Raw genomic sequence first — 21,947 nt, 5'->3', positions numbered from 1 at the left:
GGGATCGCCGGCCGTCAATGCTGGTCGGCGGCCCGACCGACCCGGGCGGCGCTGGCCCCGTCGGTCTGCACGCTCGCGTCGACCGCCTCGACCACGTCGCTGCCCAGCTCGGTGAGCCGGTGCCCGACGCCGGCCCAGGCTCGCAGCACTGTCTGCTCGAACCCGCGGTAGTTGCGTTCGAAGGCGGCGCCGATGTCGTCTCGACCCCAGGGCCGGGCGCCGCTGGCGGCCTCGATCGCGCCGCCCTCCGCCGCGCGGCGGGCCGTCACCGCCTCGCCGGCGAGCGCCAGGTCGGCGCCACCCCGGCGGGCCCGGGACGGATCAAGCCAGAGCTGCCCGTCGGTCATGCCTTCGCCTCACCCTTGCCGAGTACGGCGTCGGCCCGACCGAGCAGCGCGGCGTAGTCGCCGGTCTTGAGGAAATCGGTCGCTCCGGAGCCGGCCGGCATGCTCTCGGCCACGAGGTCGCGTGTCGCGTCGGCGGCGGCGGTCGCGGCGACCCGGATCGTTTCGGTGATTTTCCGGCCGAGCGCCCCGGCGTCCCGGTCCCGGAAGATGGCGGGCGTCAGCTCGACCTCGATCAACTGGCCCTGCGCGCCCACGGTCGCCGTCACCTGCCCGTCGGCCGACCGCCTGGTCACCCGCAGCGCGGCGAGTCGTGTCTGGAGGGTGTCCAAACCGGACCTGAGCTGCTGGTATTGCCCATACACGTCGTCGAATCGGGCCCGTAGCTCGCGATTGACGCCCCGGTCCGCCTGTTCGTCCACCGCCGCTCCTCCCGTCACCGTCGGTAGAGCGAAACAATACCGGCTGCCATCGATCCGTGTAGTCCGGTAGTTTCATTGCGTGATCGACCGTCAACAGGCCGAGCAGCTCGCGGCCACCTGGGCCCGCCGTGACTCGCAGCGCCTCGGCCACGAGTGCACCGCGATGGTCGACGAGTTCGACCTTGGTTACGTCATCACGTCCGTCGTGCCCACCGAGGTGCGAACGGTGCCGGGTGACCTGCCGACGACGGTCATCGACAAGCAGACCGGCACGGTCACCACCTGGCCCCGGGTGCCGAGCACAGTGGTTGCGGAGCTGTACCGGCGTAGCCAGCCCGCGGGGCCGACAGCTCCCCGCACCGTGGATCCGTCGAGCCTGCTGGTCCGGGAAATCCACCGGGTCGCCACCCCGAACACCGCCGCCCACCTGACCATCGACGGGCGGATCTGGACGGCCCAGGGCACGAAGGCCGACGTGCCGCTCAACCATCACCCGCTCGTCCGCGACTATCTCCACCAGCTGCCCCCCGGCGAGCTGGTCCGCGGCGGGGAGGCTCATGCCGAGCTGATCGTGATCTCCGACGTCCTGCACGAGTACGACCACCGCCGCGCCGCCGAGGGCATCGCGCCGATGGGGCGGGCCGAGGCTGCCGCGCTGCTGGAGGGCGCCCGCTTCGAGATCTTCCGGATCCGTGAGCCGGGCGATCCCGCTGGTGGGCCGGCCGAGCGGCCCTGCGACTCGTGCATCTCCTTCCTGGTGCGGGCCAGCGTCCTGCCGGAGTCGACCCGCGCCTACACCGAGACCTGGAACGCGCCGGAGGCACCCGATCCCGATCCCGGGCGCTTCCCGGCGGAGGTCGCCAACGCGCTGGTGGCGGCCGGGTGGCGACCACACATCGGCGATCAGCTCATGGCCGCCGCCGCCGTACGGGACGTCACCTCGGTGCCGGGGCGGGACCATCAGCACGAGGTCTTCCCCGCCGCAGTGGAGGCGCTCACCGCGTTCCCCAGCCTGGTCGGCGCGCGGCGTGGTCGGGGCGAGCAGGTGCGGATCTCCCGTTTCGACATCCGCCCGCACACCATCGCGCACAGCGCCGACACCCTCGCGGACTTCGGCGCGGTGCTCGGCGTACGCCTCTTTCCGATCGGCACCGAGCAGCAGGACAGCATCCTGGCGGTGGACGAGCGCGGGCGGGTGTTCGCGCTCGACCAGGCCGGCGAGTGGTTCCTCGGCGACACCATCGACGCGGCGCTGACCACCCTGCTGCTCGGCCGCGCCCCCGCCCGGGTTCGCGACGACGGCACCTGGCAGGCCGACTAGCGCGGCAGCGCTGGTGTTCTACAGCGCGAGGCCGGTCAGCACCATGACCCGGGGCTCGGTGTAGTCGTCCATCGCGCTGCGCAGCCCCTCCCGGCCGACGCCGCTGCCCTTCACCCCGCCGTAGGGCATCTGGTCGGCGCGGTACGACGGCACGTCGCCGACGATGACCCCGCCGACCTCCAGCGCGCGGGCGGCGGCGAAGGCCACGTCCAGACGTCGCGTGAAGACCCCGGCCTGCAGGCCGTACGCCGAGTCGTTGACCGCGGCGAACGCGGCCTGGTCGTCGGCGACCGGGGCGACCACCAGCACGGGCCCGAACACCTCCTCGGCCACGACCTTGGCGTCCGCCGGCACGCCGCTGAGCACCGTCGGCGGGTAGGTCGCGCCGTCGCGGAGGCCGCCCACCTCGACGGTGCCGCCGGCGGCGACGGCCTCACCCACCCACGTCTCGACCCGGCGGGCCGCGTCCTCGGACACCATCGGCCCGACGTCGGTCAGCTCGGACGCGGGGTCTCCGGTCCGCAGCTCGCGCACCGCCGCCACCAGCCGGGGCAGGAAGTCGGCGTAGAGGGCGTGGTGCACGTACACCCGCTGGACGGCGATGCACGACTGGCCGGCCTGGTAGTTCGCGAACGTCGCGATGCGCCGCGCGGCGAAGTCCAGGTCCTCGTCGGAGGTCCAGTCCGCACAGAGCACCGCGGCCGCGTTGCCGCCCAACTCCAGCGTCACGTGTTTCTCCGGGGCGGCGCGACGGATGGCCGCGCCGACCGGCCCGGAGCCGGTGAACGACACCACAGGCAGCCGGGGCTCGGTGACCAGCTCGGCGGCGCGGTCGTTGGGCAGCGGCAGCACCGAGAACATCCCGGCCGGGAGGTCGGTCTCGGCCAGCAGTTCGCCGAGCAGCAGCGCGGTCAGGGGCGTCGCGGGCGCGGGCTTGACGATGATCGGCGCGCCGACGGCGATGGCCGGCGCCACCTTGTGGGCGACGAGGTTGAGCGGGAAGTTGAACGGCGTGATGCCCAGCACCGGCCCTCGCGGCACCCTCCGGACCAGCGCGATCCGCCCGCCGGCCGCCGGGTCGGTGTCGAGTCGTTGCAACTCACCGGAGAAGCGTCGGGCCTCCTCGGCGGCCCATCGAAAGGTGGAGATGGCCCGTCCGACCTCGGCGCGGGCCCACTTGAGCGGCTTGCCGTTCTCCGCGGTGATCAGTGCGGCGACCTCGTCGGCGCGCTCGGTGAGCCGCCGGGACACGTGGTCCAGGGCCGCCGCGCGGGCGTGCGCGGGCAGGGCCGCGGCCTGCGCGGCCACCCCGGCCGCCGCGGCGACGGCGGCGTCGACCTGGTCGGGCGTGGCACATGTGGTACGCCCCACCGGGCGGCCGTCGTACGGGTGGTGGACGGTCAGCTCACCCTCGCCGGTGGCGGGGCGGGAGGCGACGAAGAAGGGTGCGGGCTCCACGCCGAGCAGCGTAGCCGAGTGGCGAGTCGACGGAAACAGTCGCGATAACCCTTGTCTGCCGCGAATTCGGTAGCGAAGATGGCAGGGAGATTGCGATAACCGCCGCAGAACCGCACCCTCGGCCCCCTCGGAGTGATCCCGTCATGAGTGATCAGCAGCAGCTGCGCAACTTCGTCAACGGTTCCTACGTCGACCCGGCCGACGGCGGGTACGCCGACCTGGTCGACCCCTGTACGGGTGAGGTGTTCGCCCAGGCTCCGATCTCCGGCGCCGCCGACGTGGACGCGGCGATGAGCGCTGCGGCCACGGCCTTCGAGAGCTGGCGGGAGGTCACCCCCGCGGAGCGGCAGCGGGCGCTGCTCAAACTCGCCGACGCCGTGGAGTCGCGTGCCGCCGAGCTCGTCGACGCCGAGGTACGCAACACCGGCAAGCCCCGCCAGCTCACCGCCGAGGAGGAGCTTCCCCCGGCGGTGGACCAGTTCCGGTTCTTCGCCGGGGCGGCCCGAATGTTGGAGGGGCGGTCCGCCGGGGAGTACCTGGCCGGGCACACCTCCTACGTGCGGCGTGAGCCGATCGGCGTCTGTGCGCAGGTCACCCCCTGGAACTACCCGCTGATGATGGCGGTCTGGAAGATCGCCCCCGCGCTCGCCGCCGGCAACACTGTGGTGCTCAAGCCGTCGGACACCACGCCGGTGTCGACGCTGCTGCTCGCCGAGATCGCCGCCGAGTTCTTCCCGCCGGGGGTTTTCAACGTGGTCTGCGGTGACCGGGACACCGGTCGTACCCTCGTGTCGCACCCGACCCCGCAGCTGGTGTCGATCACCGGCTCGACCCGGGCGGGCATGGAGGTCGCCGCCGCGGCGGCCCCCGACCTGAAGCGGACCCACCTGGAGTTGGGCGGCAAGGCCCCGGTGGTGATCTTCGACGACGCGGACGTGGCGGCGGCCGCCGAGGCGATCGCGCTCGGTGGCTACTTCAACGCCGGGCAGGACTGCACGGCGGCCACCCGGGTGCTGGCCGGCCCGGGCGTCCACGACGACTTCGTGGCGGCGCTCGCCGAACAGGCCCGCAACACGAAGACCGGCGGCCCGGACGACGCCGACGTGCTCTACGGTCCGCTGAACAACGCCAACCAGCTCACCCGGGTCAGCGGCTTCGTCGACCGCCTGCCGGACCACGCGGCGATCCAGACCGGCGGGTCCCGGCAGGGCGAACGCGGCTACTTCTACGCGCCGACGGTGGTCTCCGGGCTGCGCCAGGCCGACGAGATCATCCAGGACGAGGTGTTCGGGCCGGTCATCACCGTGCAGCGCTTCTCCGACGAGGACGAGGCGGTGCGCTGGGCCAACGGCGTCGACTACGGCCTGTCCGCGTCGGTCTGGACGCGGGACCACGGCCGGGCCATGCGGATGACCCGTCGACTGGACTTCGGGTGCGTCTGGGTCAACACGCACATCCCGTTCGTCTCCGAGATGCCGCACGGTGGCTTCAAGCACTCCGGGCACGGCAAGGACCTCTCGGTCTACAGCCTGGAGGACTACACCCGGATCAAGCACGTCATGCACAACCTGGGGAGCTGAACCATGCCGTCGAGCGAGGAGCTGCACAAGCGGCGCGGCGGTGCTGTCGCCCGGGGCGTCGGCAGCGTGATCCCCTCCTACGTGGATCACGCGTCCGGTGGGACGATCACCGACGTCGACGGCCGGGAATGGATCGACTTCGCCGCCGGCATCGCCGTGACAAGCGTGGGCAACTCGACCCCGAGGGTGGTCGAGGCGGTCCGGGCGCAGGTGGAGCGGTTCACCCACACCTGCTTCATGGTCGCGCCGTACGAGTCGTACGTGGCGGTGTGCGAGCAGCTCAACGCGTTGACGCCGGGCGGGTTCGAGAAGCGCTCCGCGTTGTTCAACTCCGGTGCGGAGGCGGTGGAGAACGCCGTCAAGGTCGCCCGCCACGCCACCGGTCGGCCGGCGGTGGTGGTGTTCGACCACGCGTACCACGGCCGGACCAACCTGACCATGGCGTTGACCGCGAAGAACATGCCGTACAAGCACCGGTTCGGGCCGTTCGCCGGGGAGATCTACCGGGTGCCGATGTCGTACCCGCTGCGCGATGGCGGGCTCTCCGGCGCGGAGGCGGCGGCACGGGCCGTCGAGATGATCGAGAAGCAGGTCGGCGCGGAGAACGTCGCCGCGCTGCTCATCGAGCCGATCCAGGGCGAGGGTGGCTTCGTCGTACCCGCGCCGGGTTTCCTGCCCGCGCTGCGTGCCTGGGCGACGGCGGCCGGGGTGGTCTTCGTCGCCGACGAGATCCAGACCGGTTTCTGCCGCACCGGCGACTGGTTCGCCTGCCAGCACGAGGGCGTCGAACCCGACCTGGTGACCCTGGCCAAGGGCATCGCCGGTGGCCTGCCGCTCGCCGCGGTGACCGGTCGGGCCGAGCTGATGGACGCGGTGCACGTGGGCGGGCTCGGCGGCACGTACGGCGGCAACCCGATCGCCTGCGCCGCCGCGCTGGCCACCATCGAGACCATGCACGAGCTGGACCTGGCCGGTGCGGCCCGACGGATCGAGTCGGTGCTGGTCCCCCGGCTACGGGCCGTCGCCGAGCGGGATCCCCGGGTCGCCGAGGTACGCGGCCGGGGCGCGATGCTCGCCATGGAGCTGGTGCTGCCGGGCACGCTCACCCCCGACCCGGTCGCCACCGCGGCGATCTCGGCGGCCTGTCACGCCGCCGGCCTGCTCACCCTGACCTGCGGTACCTACGGCAACGTGCTGCGCTTCCTACCCCCGCTGGTGATCTCCGACGATCACCTGGTCCGGGGCGCGGAACTCCTCGACGCCGCCTTCGGCTGAGCGGACGAGACGCCGCCTTCGGCTGAGCGGGGAGGGGCCCGGTGCACGGGCCCCTCCCCCGGCGTCAGCGAAGCACCTCGACCGTGTTGCGGCGCACCAGGTTCTTGCCCGGCTCGCGGATCTGCTCCATCGCGGCGGAGTTGAGCAGCACGCAACTGCCCGACGGGCCGGTCACCGTCACGGTCGTCGCCCGGTTGTTGTCGAGGTTGGTCACCCGCAGCCGGGTGCCCACCGGGAACTGCCCGCTGGTCGCCGCCGGGCCGGCCGCCTCCTCGAAGAAGGTGATCGCCCCCGAGCACGCCGACCGGGGCGCCGGGCCGGGCGCGCCTGGCGACGCGGCGCCGGGGCGGACCGTGCCGGGGGCCGGGGCGCCGACGGGCGGTGCCGCGCCGTCGACGCGCTCCACCACGTTGCGGCGGATCACGTTCTTACCCGGCTCGCGGACCAACTCCATGGCGGCCGCGTTGAGCAGCACACAGCTGCCCGACGGGCCGGTCACCGTCACAGTGGCCGCCTTGTTGTTGTCCAGGTTGGTCACCCGCAACCGCGTACCCACCGGGAACCGGTCGCTGGTCGCCGCCGGCGCCCCGCCCTCCGCCGAGAAGGTGACCGATCCGGAGCAGACCGACGACCGTGCCGCGGACGTGTCGGCGAACCCGAAGCTGGTCCCCACCGACACGCCCACTGCGGCGAGCACCGCCACGCTCGCTGCCAGCACGTGCCTGCGCTGCACCCTCATCGCCGTCACTCCCGTCCTCGGTGGTGTCCTTCACTCACCTGGTACGGGCCGGAGCGCCCTACCGTTCAGCCGGTACGGGTATCGATCGTGCGGCGGCCAGGTCCACAGGCCCGTACCGCGTGTGCGGGGCGCCAGTGATCAACGCCCAGTAACGGTCGCCGTACGACCAGTGCCACCACTCGGTCGGGTAGTTCACCATCCCCGCGCCGCCGAGAGCGTCCACCATGATCTGCCGGTGCCGGCGGGCCGTGCCGCCGATCGTCGGCGCGTCGGTGAAGCAGGCGTCGGCGCTGTCCTCGGGGGTGGCGTCGATGGCCGTGCCCAGATCCAACTCCACACCGTCGTCGGTGCAGAGCGTCAGGTCCACCGCGCCGCCCGTGCTGTGCGGGGCCACCTCGACAGGTGAGACGAACTTCGTGGTCTCCCGGTGCAGCCGCTCCGGCGACCAGTCCGGGTGCCGTCGGCGCAGCTCGTCCCGGTAGCCGGTGAAGATGGCCAACTGCGCCCGGTACGGCCGGTAGCCCTCGACAACCAGCAGGCGCATCCCACCGGGCAGGGCACGCTGCGCGGCCAGCAGGCGGTCCACCACACCGGCGCGCAGCCGGGCGTACGCCCCGGCCGGGTCGGCCGCCCGGCCGTCGAGCCGCAGCTCCGGCAGCTCACGCAGGTCCACGAACGGATCGCCGTCGTCGGCGCTGGGCACCGCCGCCACCCGGGGATCGGAGAGCAGGATCATCGGACGCTCCCCACCGTCCTCGCCGACCGTTCGGCGTGCCGGAGGCGGGCCAACTCGACGAGTCGGTCCACCACCTCCCGGTAGCTGACCCCGACAGCGGCCCACACCTTCGGGTACATCGAGTGCGCGGTGAAGCCGGGCATCGTGTTCAGCTCGTTGACGTACAGCTCACCGGCCGTCTCGTCGTAGAAGAAGTCGACCCGGGCCAGACCCCAACCACCGATCGCGGCGAACGCGCGCAGCGACAGCTCACGGACCCGAGCGGTCACCTCGTCGGGCAGCACCGCGGGAACAATCATCGGGTCGGCGTCGCCGAAGTACTTCTGCTGGTAGTCGAACCAGCCACCGGCGACCCGCACCTCGCCCACCGCCGACGCCTCGGGACGCCAGCCACCGAGCACCGCGCACTCCAGCTCCCGGCCGGCGACCCCCTGCTCGACCATGACGAGCTGGTCGTGGCGGAGCGCCTCCTCCACGGCGGCGGCCAGGTCGTCACCCTCGCCGACCCGGGAGATGCCGATCGACGAGCCCATGCTGGCCGGCTTGACGAAGAGTGGCCGGCTCAGCCCGGTCACCAGCTTCTCCGGGTCGTCGACTGCCCGGTAGGCGTGCGCGTCGAACGAGACGTACGGGGTGACGGGGATGCCCTCGGCGCGTAGCGCCCGCTTCATCGCCACCTTGTTCATGCCTACCGCCGAGGCGAGGATGCCGCACCCGACATACGGCACGTTCAGCGACTCCAGCAGCCCCTGCACCACACCGTCCTCACCGTACGGACCGTGCAGCACCGGGAAGACCACGTCCAGCTCGGCGTGCACCGCGCCAGGGGCGTTGCCGGCGGACACCTGCACGACGCCCGGACGCCTACCGGGCCGCAACTCGACGGCGGGCCCGGTCACCACCAGGTGGTCGTCGATGGCCCGCTCGCCGGCCGGTCGGTCCCGCAACTCGGCCAGCAGCGCGTCGGGCATCAGCCGGAAGCCGCCGTTGCGGGTGACGCCGATGGCGACCGTGCGGTAGCCGCCACCGGCAAGCGCCCGGGCCACCCCGAGCGCGGAGGCACAGGAGACCTCGTGCTCCGCCGACGGTCCACCGAACAGGATTCCGATCCGAACTGGCGCGCTCACGCCGCCACCCCTTCCGTAGTCAGGTCGGCGGATCGCGGGGCCATCAACCGGGCCACCAGCGCCGCCTCCACGTTCCCGCCGGTCAGCACCACGCCGACCGTCCGCTGCCGGTCTCCTGCCGGCGGAAGCCGGAGGGCGCCGGCCAGGCCGGCTGCCCCGGACGGCTCGACGAGCACCTTGAGCTCCGTCAGGATCAGCCGGAACGCCGCAGCGATCTCGTCGTCGTCGACCCGGACGACCCCGCGCAGCGTGTTCCGGACGATGGCGAACGGCAGCTCACCCACGCAGGACGGCCGCAGCCCGTCCGCGATGGTGGGCGCCGGAGCGACCGGCACGCGAACACCCGCCGCCAGGCTGCGGGCGAGCGAGTCGCAGCCCACCGGCTCCACGCCGTACACCTCGATGCCGGAGCCGGCGGCGGCCAGGCACGCGCCGGCCACCCCGCCGCCACCACCGACAGGTACGACAAGCGCGTCCAACGGCGTCCCCGCGCGCTCGGCCTCCTCGATCAGCTCCAGGCTCGCGGTGCCCTGCCCGGCGATCACGTCCGGGTGGTCGTACGCGTCGATGACGGGATGACCGCTCTCGTCGCTGAGCCCGTTCGCCACCGCCACGCGCTCCTCCACGCCGGTGCCGGCGAACACCACCCGCGCCCCCGCCGCCCGAGCCCGGGCGACCTTCGTCGGCGCCGCGTCGACAGGCAGCACCACTGTCGCGGTGAGCCCGTGCTGCCGGGCCGCCAATGCCACCGCCACCGCGTGGTTGCCGGTGCTCTGCGCGATCACTCCGCTGTGGCCGGCCTCGGCGAGGCGGCTGACCGCGCGCAGCGCGCCCCGCATCTTGTACGAGCCGCCGTTCTGGAGGTTCTCCGCCTTGAGCAGGACCCGCGCCCCGGCCAGCTCGTCGATCACCGAAGACCGCAGCACGGGTGTACGGACCACGCGGCCGGCAAGCCAGCGGCTGGCCTCCTCGACATCGGCCCGGACCTGGCCAATGGTGCGTGACATCGTCTCTCCTTTTCGGGCACACCACAGGCGGGATCCAGCGGTACGTGGACCCCGGTGCAGGTGGGTGGAAGTGTCAGTTCAAGGTGGGTAGCTGGACGTCGACCCGTAGGCCGCCGTACTCGGCGGGCCGGGCCGCGATGATGCCGTCGTGTGCCTGAGTGATCGAGCGGGCGATGGCCAGGCCCAGGCCGGCACCGCCGCCCTGCGAGGTCCGGTCCCGGGCGAGTCGGCGGAACGGCTCGAACAGACCGGCTACCGCCTCCGCCGGCACGGGCTGGCCGGTGTTGACCACGGACAGCGCGGGCACGCCGCTCACCACGACGGTCAGTGAGCCGCCCGCCCGGTTGTACTTGATCCCGTTCTCCACCAGGTTGGTGACCAGCCGCTCCAGCAGCACCCGCTCGCCGACGACGACCCGGGGTTCGAGATGGGTCTCGATGGTGACCCCGGCCTCCCGGGCGCGGTCCAGGTACCCGGCCAGCACCGCCTCGACGATCGTGTCCAGCCGCTGCGGTATCCGCGAACGGAGGCCCTGGTCACTCTCGCTGAGCGCGAGCAGACCCTCGATGAGGCGTTCGTTGCGCTCGTTGGTCTCCAGCAGCTGACTGGTCAACAGCTCCAACTGCTCGCCGCTGAGCGCCCTGGCCATGCCGACCTCGATGAGCGTCCGCTGCACGGCGAGGGGCGTACGCAGCTCGTGCGAGGCGTTCGCGGCGAACCGCCGCTGCCCCTCGTAACCGGCGGAGACGCGTTCCATCATCTCGTCGATCGCCCGGGACAGCCGGGCCAGCTCGTCGCGGCCCCGGGGCCGGATCCGGTGACCGAGGTTCTGCGGGCCGAGCTGCCCGACCGGACCGGCCAGGTCAGCGACCGGGCGCAGGCACCACACCGCACCGAACCAGAGCCCCACCAGCGCGGCCACTGTCACGAGCAGGACGGCCGCCAGGGGCAGCACGAACGCCCCGGGCCGCACGTTGGCGCATACCGAGTACAACCCGGGCACCGGCAGATCACAGAACTGCTGCCCCCAGGTCCAGGTCATCCCCGACACCCACTTGCCCATCGCCGGCAGCACCGGACCGGCCAGCAGCGCCAGCAGACCCACGAGCAGCACCCGACGTCGGGGCGTCCAGCTCACGCCGTGCCGCCGATGCGGTAGCCGGCCTTCGGAACCGTGTGGATGATCGCGGGATCACCGAGCTTCTTGCGCAGGGTCATCATGGTGACCCGTACGGCGTTGGTGAACGGGTCGGCGAACTCGTCCCAGGCCTGCTCCAGCAGCTCCTCGGCGCTGACCACCTGGCCGTCCGCGCGCAGCAGCACGTGCAGCACCGCGAACTCCTTGGGGCTCAGCGCGAGCGGGCGGCCGTCCCGGGTCGCCACGTGCCGGCCCACGTCCAGCACCAGGCCGTCCTGGGCGAGCACCGGCGGCAGCGCCGGCGTGGACCGTCGCCCGAGTGCCTGCACCCGGGCCACCAACTCGGCGAAGGCGAACGGCTTGGTCAGGTAGTCGTCCGCGCCGAGACCGAGACCCTCCACCCGGTCCCTGATGCCGGCCGCCGCGGTCAGCAGCAGCACGCGGGTGCCGACCTGCGAGTGGGCGATGCTGCGGCACACCTCGTCGCCGGTGTGCCCGGGCATGTCCCGGTCCAGCACCGCGACGTCGTACCGGTTCACCCCGACCCGCTCCAGCGCGCCGTCACCGTCGTAGCAGACGTCGACGGCCATCGAGAGGCGGCGCAGCCCTTCGGCCACCGTGTCCGCCAACAACCGCTCGTCGTCCGCCACCAGCACCCGCACGTTTTTCCGCTCCCCCGAGTTCGGCTTGCCCGGCATACCGTGGCAGGCCCGGGTTAAGGGTTCTGTAAGCACCCGCCGCAGCCATCCTCCACACGAGTGTCCAGCGAGCAAACCACCGCCAGCCAGGGGATGTCGCCTTCGTACCCCGCCCACGCCCTCTGCGTTGTCCGTCCCCGACCACGACGGCGGTTGGCGCTGCGGGGTGAGCTGCGTCACGATGGGGGTCGAGGAGGTCGCCCGATGGCTGACCCGTGGCTCGCCCTGGAGTTCGGCGTCGATCCGGTGGAGCGGATCGCGCAGGTCGGTGCCGCCCACGAAGCCTTTCTGACCGCCGGCGCAGCGCCGCACCGGGTGCGGGACGTGGTCCGCCGCTCCTGGGAACGCTCGGCACGGCTCGACCCGGAGGCCACCCCGCCGGTCGACCTGGCCGACGACGTTCTGGCCGCGTACCGGGCGGTCCACCCGCTGGCCCGGGTGCTGCCGCTGTTCCGGGACCTGCTCGGCGGCATCGCCCAGGACGGCGCGCACCTGATGGCGGTCTGCGACGCGCACGGGCGGCTGCTCTGGGTCGAGGGGCATCCGGGGGTGCTGCGGCACGCCGAGCGGATGAACTTCGTACCCGGCGCCCGCTGGGACGAGACGCACGCCGGCACCAACGCGCCCGGCACCGCGCTGGCCATCGACCACAGCGTGCAGATCTTCGCCACCGAGCACTTCAGTCGCCCGGTCCAGCGGTGGACCTGCGCCGCAGCACCGATCCACGACCCCGCCACCGGGCGGCTGATCGGCGCGATCGACATCACCGGCGGCGACCACCTGGCCAACCCGCAGAGCCTGGCGCTGGTCCGGGCCACCGCCCGGGCCGCCGAGGCGCACCTCGCGGCCGACCGACCGCCGGAACCCGGCGTCGCCACCGTGACCGCGCTCGGCCGGGACGCGGCGGAGCTGCGATTCGACGGCCGACGGATCCGACTCGGCCGACGGCACAGCGAGCTGCTGGTGCTGCTGCTCCAGCACCCTGAGGGGCGCACCGGCGAACAGCTCGGCCTCGACCTGTACGGCGACGACCGCCTGCACCCGGTCACACTGCGCGCCGAGCTGTCCCGGTTGCGCCGGGTGCTCGGCCCGGAGCTGCTCGACTCACGCCCGTACCGGCTACGCGGGACCGTCCGCGCCGACTTCACCACAGTCGCCGACCGGCTGGACCAGGGCGATCCGGCGGGCGCGCTCGACGCGTACCCCGGGTCGTTGCTGCCCGGCTCGGACGCGCCGGGAGTGGCGCGACTGCGCCGGCTGATCGACGGCCAGGTCCGCGCGGCCGTGCTGGCCGCCGCGGACCCGGCGCTGCTCGCGGCCTGGACCGCGACGCCGGCCGGCGCCGACGACCTGACCGCCTGGCAGGCCCTGGCGCGGGCGCTGCCGGTGGGCGCGCCGCGTCGGCCCCTCGCCCTCGCGCGCATCGACCAGCTCACCGGTGAGTACGCGTTGGAGCGCGCAACGTTCCTGCAACGTCCGCGAAACTAGCCTTTCCGCCGTCATCCCCCACTGACGGCGGAGGTCACCATGACGCGCTACGACGCGCCCACCCACTGGCAGTCCCGTTACGACCACTACATCGGCGGCGAGTACGTCAAGCCGCACGGCGGCGCCTACTTCGAGAACCCGACGCCGGTCACCGGCCAGACCTTCACCGAGGTCGCCCGAGGCACCGCACCCGACGTGGAGAAGGCCCTCGACGCCGCACACGGCGCCGCCGACGCCTGGGGCCGCACCTCGGTGGCCGAACGGGCGCTGATCCTCAACCGGATCGCCGACCGCATGCAGGAGAACCTGGAATCCCTGGCCGTGGCCGAGAGCTGGGAGAACGGCAAGCCGGTCCGGGAGACCCTCGCCGCCGACATCCCGCTCGCCATCGACCACTTCCGCTACTTCGCCGGTGCGATCCGGGCCCAGGAGGGCTCGCTCGGCGAACTCGACGACGACACAGTGGCGTACCACTTCCACGAGCCGCTCGGCGTGGTCGGGCAGATCATCCCGTGGAACTTCCCGATCCTGATGGCGACCTGGAAGCTCGCGCCCGCGCTGGCAGCCGGCAACGCCGTGGTGCTCAAACCGGCCGAGCAGACACCGGCGTCCATCCACTACTGGCTGTCGCTGGTGGCGGACCTGCTGCCGCCGGGAGTGCTGAACATCGTCAACGGTTTCGGCGTCGAGGCCGGCAAACCGTTGGCGTCCTCGGCCCGGGTCGCGAAGGTCGCCTTCACCGGCGAGACCACCACCGGGCGGCTGATCATGCAGTACGCCAGCGAGAACATCAAGCCGGTCACGTTGGAGTTGGGCGGCAAGAGCCCGAACATCTTCTTCGACGACGTCAGCGCGGCCTCCGACGACTTCCTGGACAAGGCGCTGGAAGGCTTCACCATGTTCGCGCTCAACCAGGGCGAGGTGTGCACCTGCCCGTCCCGGGCGCTGATCCAGCAGGGTCACTACAGCGACTTCCTCGCCGCCGCTGTCACCCGCACCGAGCAGGTCGTGCAGGGGCATCCCCTGGACACCGACACGATGATCGGGGCGCAGGCGTCCAACGACCAACTCGAGAAGATTCTGTCCTATCTCGACATCGGCCGGAAAGAGGGCGCCCGGGTACTCACCGGCGGCTCACGAGCGGACCTGGGCGGCGAACTGGCGGGCGGGTACTACGTCGAGCCGACCATCTTCGAGGGCGACAACTCGATGCGGGTCTTCCAGGAGGAGATCTTCGGACCGGTGGTCTCGGTGACCTCCTTCGCCGACCTCGACGACGCCGTGAAGATCGCCAACGACACCCTGTACGGGCTGGGCGCCGGCGTGTGGAGTCGGGACATGAACACCGCGTACCGGGCCGGGCGGGCCATTCAGGCCGGGCGAGTGTGGACCAACTGCTACCACGCGTACCCGGCGCACGCCGCGTTCGGCGGGTACAAGCAGTCCGGCATCGGCAGGGAAAACCACAAGATGATGCTGGAGCACTACCAGCAGACGAAGAATCTGCTGGTCAGCTACTCCACCAAGAAGCTCGGCTTCTTCTGATGCCTGTCGTCTCCGTCACCCCCGCCGCGGCCGAGCTGATCCGGTCGCTGCGGGGGCGGCACGGTCCGCTGATGTTCCACCAGTCCGGCGGCTGCTGCGACGGCAGCGCCCCGATGTGCTTCCCGGCGGGCGAGTTCCGCACCGGCTCGTCCGACGTGCTGCTCGCCTCCCTCGCTGTCGACGGGGTGTCCGAGCCTGTCGAATTCTGGATGTCGAAGTCCCAGTGGGAGTTGTGGAAACACACCACGTTGACCGTCGACGTGGTCCCCGGCCGAGGCAGCGGCTTCTCCCTGGAGGCCCCCGAAGGAGTCCGCTTCCTCATCCGCTCCCACCTCGCCCCCTGAGCCGCCCCGGCCCCGGGAGGCACACTGTGCGGAGAGCGGTATACCTCTGAGGCATAAATATGACTCAGAGGTATACCGCTCAACCGCAGTCAGCCTGGGCATGAGTAACGTTGCGTCACCTTGGAGCACGACGGGGGATCAGTCGCAGGCTATGCCGTCGCCGTCTCGGTCCAGGTCGTAGATGTCATTGCCGATCACTCTGATTGGTCCGCGTACGTAGGCGGGGCCGTTGCCACCGCCACCCGCGCAGTCGACGTCGCTGGCGATCGGGACGCAGCCGCTGTAGTTCGGGTCGCACTTCGACGACTTCGGCTTCTTGGTGCCGACGGCGACGACCTGCGTCACCGGCTGCTTGGTCACGACGGACTTGACCAGCTTCTTGGCCGTCCGCACGCCATCGGTGGTGGTCACCTCGTAGGTCAGGGTGCGGACGCCGTTCACGCCCTTGCCGCGGACGACCCGCTTGCCCTCGGCCAGCGACGAGTCCTTGACGGTCCGCTCGCCGTACCGGATCGCGGCCCGCTCGGTCACGGTCGTCACCTGCACCACGGGCGCGGCTGCCGCCGACGGGGGCACGGCGGAGGACGCCGCAACCGGCGACTCCTCCGGGGCGGGGGTGTCCTCGGCCGGCTCGCCGGGTGCGGCCAGGATCGGCTGCTGCGGCTCCTCGGCGGCGGCGCCGGTCTTGGTCGGCTCCGGCTCGCCGGTCAACGCGCCGACGATGGCGGTGCCGGCGCAGCAGAGCAGCAGGATCGACAGGGTCACCGAGCCGAGGATCACGGCGAGCCGGCCGGCGGGAGTGGTCCGGCGGAACCAGTTCGGTCGGGGCGTCTGGCCGATCGGTGGCGGGTACGGCGGCCCCGGGTTCTGTGGTGGTTGCATCGTCACGGCGATGAGTGTCGTCGCAAACACAGCGTGCAATATCCACCGTCGTGCTCGTCACCTGCGCCTTTCGCCTCGCGGGAAGGATCGGTGGGCGCGCCTGCGGGCGACGAGTCGACAGGCACGGCGGCCCTCCAGGCCGGCAGGGCAGGGCCGATCGTGCAGGTGCCCGCACCTACAAAAGCGAGAGATCTCCCCGCATCGAACCGATTCGCGGGCGGCGGTCCGATGGCGACGGAGGATCTGTCGCGATGCCGTCACAACTGCGTGGTCACCGCTCCTCCAGGCCCCAGGGTGACCCGTAGCCGGTCAGCAGGTCGAGGAAGGGCATCGGGGGCAGCGCCTCCGGCCCGAGCACTCCCACGCCGGCCCACGTGCCGCTGGCGAGCAACTCCAACGCGACGACCGGGTTGACGGCGGTCTGCCAGACCACCGCCTGGTGCCCGTACTCCCGCATCGACCATTCGTTGTCGACCACGTGGTACAGGTAGACCTCCCGGGGCTGCCCGTCGGGGCCGAGGCCGCGAACCCAGGTGCCGGCGCAGGTCTTGCCGCGCATCCGGGCTCCGAGCGTGGCCGGGTCGGGCAGGCTCGCGGCCACCACGTCCCGCGGGGAGACGTCGACGCCGCGTACCCGCACCGGGGAGACCGCGTCCAGACCGAGTTTGTGCAGCGTCTTGAGCACTTCGATGAACTCGTCGCCGAGGCCGTACTTGAAGGTGACCCGCCGGGCCTTTACCCAGCGTGGGATGAGCAGCACCTCCTCGTGCTCGACGTTGACGCACTCGACCGGCCCGATTCCCTCGGGAAAGTGGAAGACCTCGGGCTCGGAGAACGGTTCGGTGGTGAACCAGCCCCGGTCCCGTTCCCAGACGACCGGCGGGTTGAGGCACTCCTCGATCGTCGTCCAGATGGAGAACGAGGGCGCGAAGTCGTACCCGTCGACGGTGAGGTTCGCCCCGTCCCGCACACCGATCTCGTCGATCTCACTGAACAGCTCGTCGGCGGCGTATCGGGCGAACACGTCGGAGAGGCCGGGCTCGACCCCGATGCCGCACAGCGCCAGCCGACCGGCCGCCGACCAGGTGTCGGCCAGCGCGAACTGTTCGTCGCCGAGCTTCACCCCGGTCCCGGCGTGCGACAGCGACATCGCCATGTCCAGGTAGTCCGCATCGGCCGCGAACGCACCATTGAAGATCGGCATGACGAACCGCGGGTCGACGGCGTTGAGCACGTGCGTGATCCGGTGCTCCCGGCACAGCGCGGTGACCGCGTCGGCCGAGGAGGCGTCCACCTGGGCCGCGACGAACCGGTCACCGTGCCCGGCGACCGCGCGTTCGGCGCGAACGGGGTCGTGGTCGGCGACCACCATGGTCTCGAAGAAGGTCCGTCGGGCGGCGATGGCTACGGCGGCGGAGCCGACGCCACCGGCGCCGACGAGGAGGACACGCATCAGGAATCAAACCCCAAACCGAAACGATCGAGAGTACGGAGCCAGAGGTCGCGCCGGCCCTCGCGCGCGTCGGCGCGGGCCAGTGACCAGCGGGTGAGATTGATACCGACCGCGCGGACGGGTTCCGGCGGGAACGGCAGTGGTTTGCGGCGAACCAGGTCGAGCCCGGTCAGCGGGGTGTTCCCGCCGTCGAGCAGGTCGAGCAGCACCCGGGCGCCGAAGCGGGTGGCCCCGACGCCGAGGCCCGTGTAGCCGGCCGCGTACGCCAGCCGGCCGCCGTAGGCGGTGCCGAAGAAGGGGCAGAACCGGGTGCAGGTGTCGATGACACCGCCCCAGCGGTGGCTGAACCGCACGCCGGCGAGCTGCGGGAACGTGGTGAAGAAGTGGCGGGCGAGGGTGGTGAAGGTGGCTGGTCGTTGCTCCAGCTCGGGCGCGACCCGATTGCCGTAGTGGTAGACGGCGTCGTAGCCGCCGAAGAGGATCCGCCCGTCGGTGGTGATCCGGTAGTAGTGGAACTGGTTGGCGGTGTCGGCGAGCCCCTGTCGGTTGCGCCAACCGATGGCGTCGCGCTGGGTCGGGGTGAGCGGTTCGGTCATCAGCACGTGGTCGTAGACCGGCACCAGGTACGCGCGCAGTCGGCGCAGCAGCGGCGGGAACGCGTTGGTGGCCAGGACGACCCGTCGCGCCCGGATCGAGCCGGGTCGGCCGGCGGCCCGGCTGTCGGCCCGGTGGGCGGCGGAATCGGTGCCCAGGGTGCTGGCGTGCAGCGCGGCACCGTCGGCGCGCAGGCCGGTGACCCGGGTGTGCTCGTGCACGCGTACGCCGAGGTCGAGGCAGGCGCGCCGCAGGCCCCAGGCCAGCTTCGCCGGGTCCACCATGGCCACCCGGTCGGCGTCGAACATGCCGCCCAGGTACGTCGGCGAGTGCACCTCGGCGCGCACCTCGTCCCGGTCGAGCAACCGCACCCGGTGGCCGTACCGGCGGGCCAGATTCGCGTCGGCGGCCAGCCCGTCGAGTTGGTACGGCTCGACGGCGACGGCCAGCTCGCCGGTGCGCTCGAAGTCGCAGTCGATGTCGAATGTCGCGACGGTGGCGGCGATGGCGTCCAGGTTCTCCCGGCCGAGCCGTTCCAACTCGCCGACCTCGTCGGGGAACCTGTCGACGCCGTTGGCGAGGCCGTGGGTCAGCGAGGCTGCGCAGAATCCGCCGTTGCGCCCGGACGCCGCCCAACCGCAGGTCCCCGCGTCGACGAGCAGCACGTCTCGCTCAGGGTCGGCCTGTTTCGCCAACAGCGCGGCCCACAGTCCGCTGTAACCGCCGCCGATCACCAGCAGGTCCGCGGAGTGCGGACCATCCAGTGCCGGCAGCGGGTCGGGGCGGTCCGGGCGGTCGAGCCAGTACGGCACAGGTGCCGCGTCGGCCAGCGCCCGGCCGGTATGCGGAAGCGTCATGAGGGCACACCGGTCGGACGAGCCGGAGGCCGATCCGCAGGCGGGGGCGTCATGACGACCGGCGCGCGGGACGTACCGGCCCGGACAGCAGGTTGGCGCGGCGGGCCCGTCGACCACGCAGCGAGCTGAGCCCCACGAGCAGCAGCGCTACCGCGAACATCGCGGTGCCGATCACGTTGACCTGCGGTGGGATGCCACGCTGGGCAGCGCCCCAGACGTACATCGGGAACGTGACCGTGGTGCCGGCGTTGAAGTTCGTGATGATGAAGTCGTCGAAGCTCAGCGAGAACGCCAGCAACGCGGCGGCCACGATGCCGGGCAGCACCAGCGGCAGGGTGATCCGTCGGAAGGTCTGCCACTCGCTGGCGTAGAGGTCCATGGCGGCCTCCTCCAGCCGCCGGTCCATCCCGGCCAGCCGCGCCTTCACGGTGACCACCACGAACGACACGCAGAACATCACGTGCGCGATCACGATGGTCCAGAAACCCTGCGGTACGCCCGCCGACACGAACAGGGCCAGCAACGACGTGCCCATCACCAACTCCGGGGTGGCCATCGGCAGGAAGATCAGCACGTTGATCCCGGACCGGCCACGGAAGCGGTGCCGGACCAGCGCGAACGCCATCAGGGTGCCGAGCACTGTGGCGACCACTGTGGCGATAAAGCCGATCTGCACGCTGCGGACCACCGCGTCACACATGTCCGAGGTGGCGCACGGCTGCCGCCAGTTGTCGAGGGTGAACTCGTTGAAGTCGTACGAGAGCCGACTCGACGGGCGGTTGAACGACAGCGCGGCCACCACCAGGATCGGCAGCGCCAGATAGCCGAGCACCAACAACGCCACGATCATCACCCAGCGGTCCGAGAGCCAACGGGAAACCCTCACAGGACCTCCTCCGTGCCGGCTCGGCGCAGGTAACCGAAGACCACCGCGAGGATCGCCGCCATCAGCAGGAACGACAGCGCGGCGCCCTGCGGGTAGTCCAGTCGGACCAGGAACGCCGAGTCGATGACGTTGCCGATCATGTATTCGTTCGGGGTGCCGAGCAGTTCCGCGTTGATGTAGTCGCCGCTGGCCGGGATGAAGAACAGCAGCGTGCCGGCGACCAGGCCGGGCATGGACAGCGGCAGCGTCACCCGACGGAACGCCTGCACCGGGCTCGCGTACAGGTCGGTGGCCGCCTCCAGCAACCTGTGGTCCAGCCGCTCCAGGCTCGCGTACAGCGGCAGCACCAGAAACGGCAGGAAGTTGTACGTCAGGCCGAGCACCACAGCGAACGGCGTGGCCAGCAGCCGACCGTCCGGGGCGAGCAGGTGCACGTCCCGCAGCAGACCGACGAGCGCGCCGTTGTCCGACAGGATCGTCTTCCACGCCAGCGTGCGGACCAGGAAGCTGGTGAACATCGGCGCGACGACGCACACCAGCAGCAGGTTCTTCCAGCGGCCGGCCTTCTGCGCTATCGCGTACGCCAACGGGTAGCCCAGCAGCAGCGCCAGCACCAGGGCCAACCCGGCGTAACCGAACGAGCGGAGGAACTGCGGCCAGTACGCCTGCACCACGTCCGGGTAGTTGCTGAACGCCCAGGTCATCGCGTACCCGGTGGAGAGCGAGCCGCTGGGGTCGTACAGGCTTGCCGCCGCCAACTGCACGAGCGGCACACCGAAGAAGATGAGCAGCCAGGCCGCGCCCGGCAACAACAGGAGGTACGGCAGGAGCCGGCGTCGCCCGGACCGGGCTGCCGGTGGCGCGGGTGGCGGGTGCCCCGATCCGGTGGGGGCCAGGAGGGTCACGACGACGCACCCACCGGCTCATCGAGCACCGGCGACGTCCGGTCGCTGTCGGCGGCGTCGCGGGGCAGCAGGAACGCGTGCCGCGGATCCCAGTACGCCACCGCCTCGCTGCCGACCGCCACAGGCGTCGACGTCCCGCTGTTGGCGGCGAAGACCGACAGCTCGGTGCCCCAGCCGGTGCGCAGCAGGTACTGCGTGCTGACTCCCACGTAGGAGGCGTCGGTGACCACCCCGGTGACGTGCTGATGCCCAGCGGGCACCTGGTCGGCGGAGCCGACCAGAATCAGCTTCTCGGGGCGTACCCCCAGGTGGACCGGGCCGTGGTCGGCCCGCGACCGGCCCACGGGCACCGAGAGGCGCGTGCCGTGCGCCGTCACCGCGACGTCGCCGCCGCCGACGCCGGTGGCCTCGCCGGCGAGCAGGTTGGACTGGCCGAGGAAGTTCGCCACGAAGGCGGTGGCGGGGAACTCGTAGATGTCGGCCGGGGCACCCAACTGCTCGATCCGGCCGGCGTTCATCACTGCGACGGTGTCGGCCATGGTCATGGCCTCCTCCTGGTCGTGGGTGACGTGGACGAAGGTGATGCCGACCTCGGTCTGGATGCGCTTCAGCTCGATCTGCATCTGCCGGCGCAGCTTGAGGTCGAGAGCGCCCAACGGCTCGTCGAGCAGCAGCACCTGCGGTCGGTTGATCAGCGCGCGGGCCAGCGCGACCCGCTGCTGCTGACCGCCGGAGAGCTGGGCGGGGCGGCGGTTGCCGTAGCCGTCGAGCTGCACGAGCGACAACATGCGGGTGACCTCGTCGTCGACCGAGCGGATACCGCGTCGGCGCAGCCCGAAGGCCACGTTCTCGAAGATGGTGAGGTGCGGAAAGAGCGCGTAGCTCTGGAAGACGGTGTTGACCGGTCGCTTGTACGGCCGCAGCCGGGCGATGTCCCGGTCACCGAGCAGCACCTGGCCGCTTGTCGGCTCCTCCAGGCCGGCGATCATCCGCAACGTGGTGGTCTTGCCGCAGCCGGACGCGCCGAGCAGCGCGAAGAACGAGCCCTGCTCGATGGTCAGGCTCAGGTCGTCGACGGCGGTGAAGACGCCGAACCGCTTGGTGAGGTTGGCCAGGCGCAGGTCGCCGGCGGGTGTCTCGCGCGCCAT

At 71.6% G+C, this 21,947-nt stretch carries 21 protein-coding genes; 6 read left to right on the top strand and 15 right to left on the bottom strand.

What is annotated here, in order from left to right:
- Positions 1–14: 14 nt before the first annotated feature.
- Both ACQP0U_RS04995 and ACQP0U_RS04990 read right to left on the bottom strand, forming a co-directional pair.
- Positions 15–347, bottom strand: a complete 333-nt coding sequence (locus ACQP0U_RS04995) for a hypothetical protein (RefSeq protein ID WP_433316168.1) — start codon at positions 345–347, stop codon at positions 15–17.
- Positions 344–766 carry a YbaB/EbfC family nucleoid-associated protein gene (locus ACQP0U_RS04990; protein WP_433316166.1) on the bottom strand — a complete coding sequence of 141 codons (423 nt, stop codon included), beginning with the start codon at positions 764–766 and terminating at the stop codon, positions 344–346. Before ACQP0U_RS04990 ends, ACQP0U_RS04995 begins: the two co-directional genes overlap by 4 nt.
- 79 nt (positions 767–845) lie before the next feature.
- Here ACQP0U_RS04990 and ACQP0U_RS04985 point away from each other — a divergent pair, with 79 nt between their 5' ends.
- Positions 846–2,087 (top strand): SUKH-3 domain-containing protein, encoded by a 1,242-nt coding sequence (locus ACQP0U_RS04985; protein WP_433316164.1) that lies wholly within the window; start codon positions 846–848, stop codon positions 2,085–2,087.
- 18 nt (positions 2,088–2,105) lie between these two features.
- Here ACQP0U_RS04985 and ACQP0U_RS04980 read toward each other — a convergent pair whose 3' ends face one another.
- Positions 2,106–3,545, bottom strand: a complete 1,440-nt coding sequence (locus ACQP0U_RS04980) for an aldehyde dehydrogenase family protein (RefSeq protein ID WP_433316163.1) — start codon at positions 3,543–3,545, stop codon at positions 2,106–2,108.
- A gap of 143 nt (positions 3,546–3,688) precedes the next feature.
- Between ACQP0U_RS04980 and ACQP0U_RS04975 the strand changes: the two genes are divergently transcribed.
- The gene (locus ACQP0U_RS04975; protein ID WP_433316161.1) at positions 3,689–5,125 is read left to right on the top strand and encodes a gamma-aminobutyraldehyde dehydrogenase; all 1,437 of its coding nucleotides are present in this window, start codon (positions 3,689–3,691) and stop codon (positions 5,123–5,125) included.
- Between the two features lie 3 nt (positions 5,126–5,128).
- The gene (gene gabT, locus ACQP0U_RS04970) at positions 5,129–6,400 is read left to right on the top strand and encodes a 4-aminobutyrate--2-oxoglutarate transaminase (protein WP_433316159.1); all 1,272 of its coding nucleotides are present in this window, start codon (positions 5,129–5,131) and stop codon (positions 6,398–6,400) included.
- Between the two features lie 64 nt (positions 6,401–6,464).
- Here the strand turns inward: gabT and ACQP0U_RS04965 are convergent, their stop codons facing one another.
- The 6 genes from ACQP0U_RS04965 to ACQP0U_RS04940 form a co-directional block, all read right to left on the bottom strand.
- Complete coding sequence (locus ACQP0U_RS04965) at positions 6,465–7,139, bottom strand: hypothetical protein (protein ID WP_433316157.1); 675 nt, start codon at positions 7,137–7,139, stop codon at positions 6,465–6,467.
- 58 nt (positions 7,140–7,197) lie between these two features.
- Entirely contained in the window at positions 7,198–7,875 is a 678-nt protein-coding gene (locus ACQP0U_RS04960) for a M15 family metallopeptidase (RefSeq protein WP_433316155.1), read from the bottom strand.
- Positions 7,872–9,002 carry a D-alanine--D-alanine ligase family protein gene (locus ACQP0U_RS04955; RefSeq protein WP_433316154.1) on the bottom strand — a complete coding sequence of 377 codons (1,131 nt, stop codon included), beginning with the start codon at positions 9,000–9,002 and terminating at the stop codon, positions 7,872–7,874. The genes ACQP0U_RS04960 and ACQP0U_RS04955 overlap by 4 nt, the downstream gene beginning before the upstream one ends.
- Positions 8,999–10,009: a threonine ammonia-lyase gene (locus ACQP0U_RS04950; RefSeq protein WP_433316152.1), complete on the bottom strand. Its 1,011-nt coding sequence runs from the start codon at positions 10,007–10,009 to the stop codon at positions 8,999–9,001. Before ACQP0U_RS04950 ends, ACQP0U_RS04955 begins: the two co-directional genes overlap by 4 nt.
- Before the next feature lie 73 nt (positions 10,010–10,082).
- The gene (locus ACQP0U_RS04945) at positions 10,083–11,147 is read right to left on the bottom strand and encodes a sensor histidine kinase (protein WP_433316150.1); all 1,065 of its coding nucleotides are present in this window, start codon (positions 11,145–11,147) and stop codon (positions 10,083–10,085) included.
- Complete coding sequence (locus tag ACQP0U_RS04940) at positions 11,144–11,809, bottom strand: response regulator transcription factor (protein ID WP_433316148.1); 666 nt, start codon at positions 11,807–11,809, stop codon at positions 11,144–11,146. Before ACQP0U_RS04940 ends, ACQP0U_RS04945 begins: the two co-directional genes overlap by 4 nt.
- 240 nt (positions 11,810–12,049) lie before the next feature.
- On the opposite strand from ACQP0U_RS04940, the gene ACQP0U_RS04935 reads away from it, so the two are divergent.
- Genes ACQP0U_RS04935 through ACQP0U_RS04925 form a run of 3 tightly spaced genes read left to right on the top strand, consistent with a single transcriptional unit; the run spans position 12,050 to position 15,222 of the window.
- Positions 12,050–13,333 (top strand): GAF domain-containing protein, encoded by a 1,284-nt coding sequence (locus ACQP0U_RS04935; protein ID WP_433316146.1) that lies wholly within the window; start codon positions 12,050–12,052, stop codon positions 13,331–13,333.
- A gap of 39 nt (positions 13,334–13,372) precedes the next feature.
- Positions 13,373–14,878, top strand: a complete 1,506-nt coding sequence (gene adh / locus ACQP0U_RS04930) for an aldehyde dehydrogenase (protein WP_433316144.1) — start codon at positions 13,373–13,375, stop codon at positions 14,876–14,878.
- On the top strand, positions 14,878–15,222 hold the full coding sequence (locus tag ACQP0U_RS04925) for a DUF779 domain-containing protein (RefSeq protein WP_433316142.1): 345 nt from the start codon (positions 14,878–14,880) through the stop codon (positions 15,220–15,222). Before adh ends, ACQP0U_RS04925 begins: the two co-directional genes overlap by 1 nt.
- 138 nt (positions 15,223–15,360) lie before the next feature.
- On the opposite strand, the gene ACQP0U_RS04920 is transcribed toward ACQP0U_RS04925, so the two are convergent.
- The 6 genes from ACQP0U_RS04920 to ACQP0U_RS04895 form a co-directional block, all read right to left on the bottom strand.
- Positions 15,361–16,104, bottom strand: a complete 744-nt coding sequence (locus tag ACQP0U_RS04920; RefSeq protein WP_433320629.1) for a G5 domain-containing protein — start codon at positions 16,102–16,104, stop codon at positions 15,361–15,363.
- A gap of 271 nt (positions 16,105–16,375) precedes the next feature.
- A complete protein-coding gene (locus tag ACQP0U_RS04915) occupies positions 16,376–17,557 on the bottom strand; it encodes a saccharopine dehydrogenase family protein (RefSeq protein ID WP_433316140.1) in 1,182 nt (393 codons plus the stop codon).
- Positions 17,557–19,008 carry an NAD(P)/FAD-dependent oxidoreductase gene (locus ACQP0U_RS04910; protein ID WP_433316138.1) on the bottom strand — a complete coding sequence of 484 codons (1,452 nt, stop codon included), beginning with the start codon at positions 19,006–19,008 and terminating at the stop codon, positions 17,557–17,559. The genes ACQP0U_RS04915 and ACQP0U_RS04910 overlap by 1 nt, the downstream gene beginning before the upstream one ends.
- Positions 19,009–19,057: 49 nt before the next feature.
- On the bottom strand, positions 19,058–19,894 hold the full coding sequence (locus tag ACQP0U_RS04905; protein ID WP_433316136.1) for an ABC transporter permease: 837 nt from the start codon (positions 19,892–19,894) through the stop codon (positions 19,058–19,060).
- The gene (locus ACQP0U_RS04900) at positions 19,891–20,799 is read right to left on the bottom strand and encodes an ABC transporter permease (RefSeq protein WP_433316135.1); all 909 of its coding nucleotides are present in this window, start codon (positions 20,797–20,799) and stop codon (positions 19,891–19,893) included. The genes ACQP0U_RS04905 and ACQP0U_RS04900 overlap by 4 nt, the downstream gene beginning before the upstream one ends.
- Entirely contained in the window at positions 20,796–21,947 is a 1,152-nt protein-coding gene (locus ACQP0U_RS04895; RefSeq protein WP_433320626.1) for an ABC transporter ATP-binding protein, read from the bottom strand. The genes ACQP0U_RS04900 and ACQP0U_RS04895 overlap by 4 nt, the downstream gene beginning before the upstream one ends.

It is taken from the genome of Micromonospora sp. CA-269861 (genome assembly GCF_050948505.1).
GTDB lineage: Bacteria > Actinomycetota > Actinomycetes > Mycobacteriales > Micromonosporaceae > Micromonospora.
The sequence above is the reverse complement of the archived record's forward strand: the minus strand, read 5'-3'. Positions and strand labels throughout refer to the sequence as shown.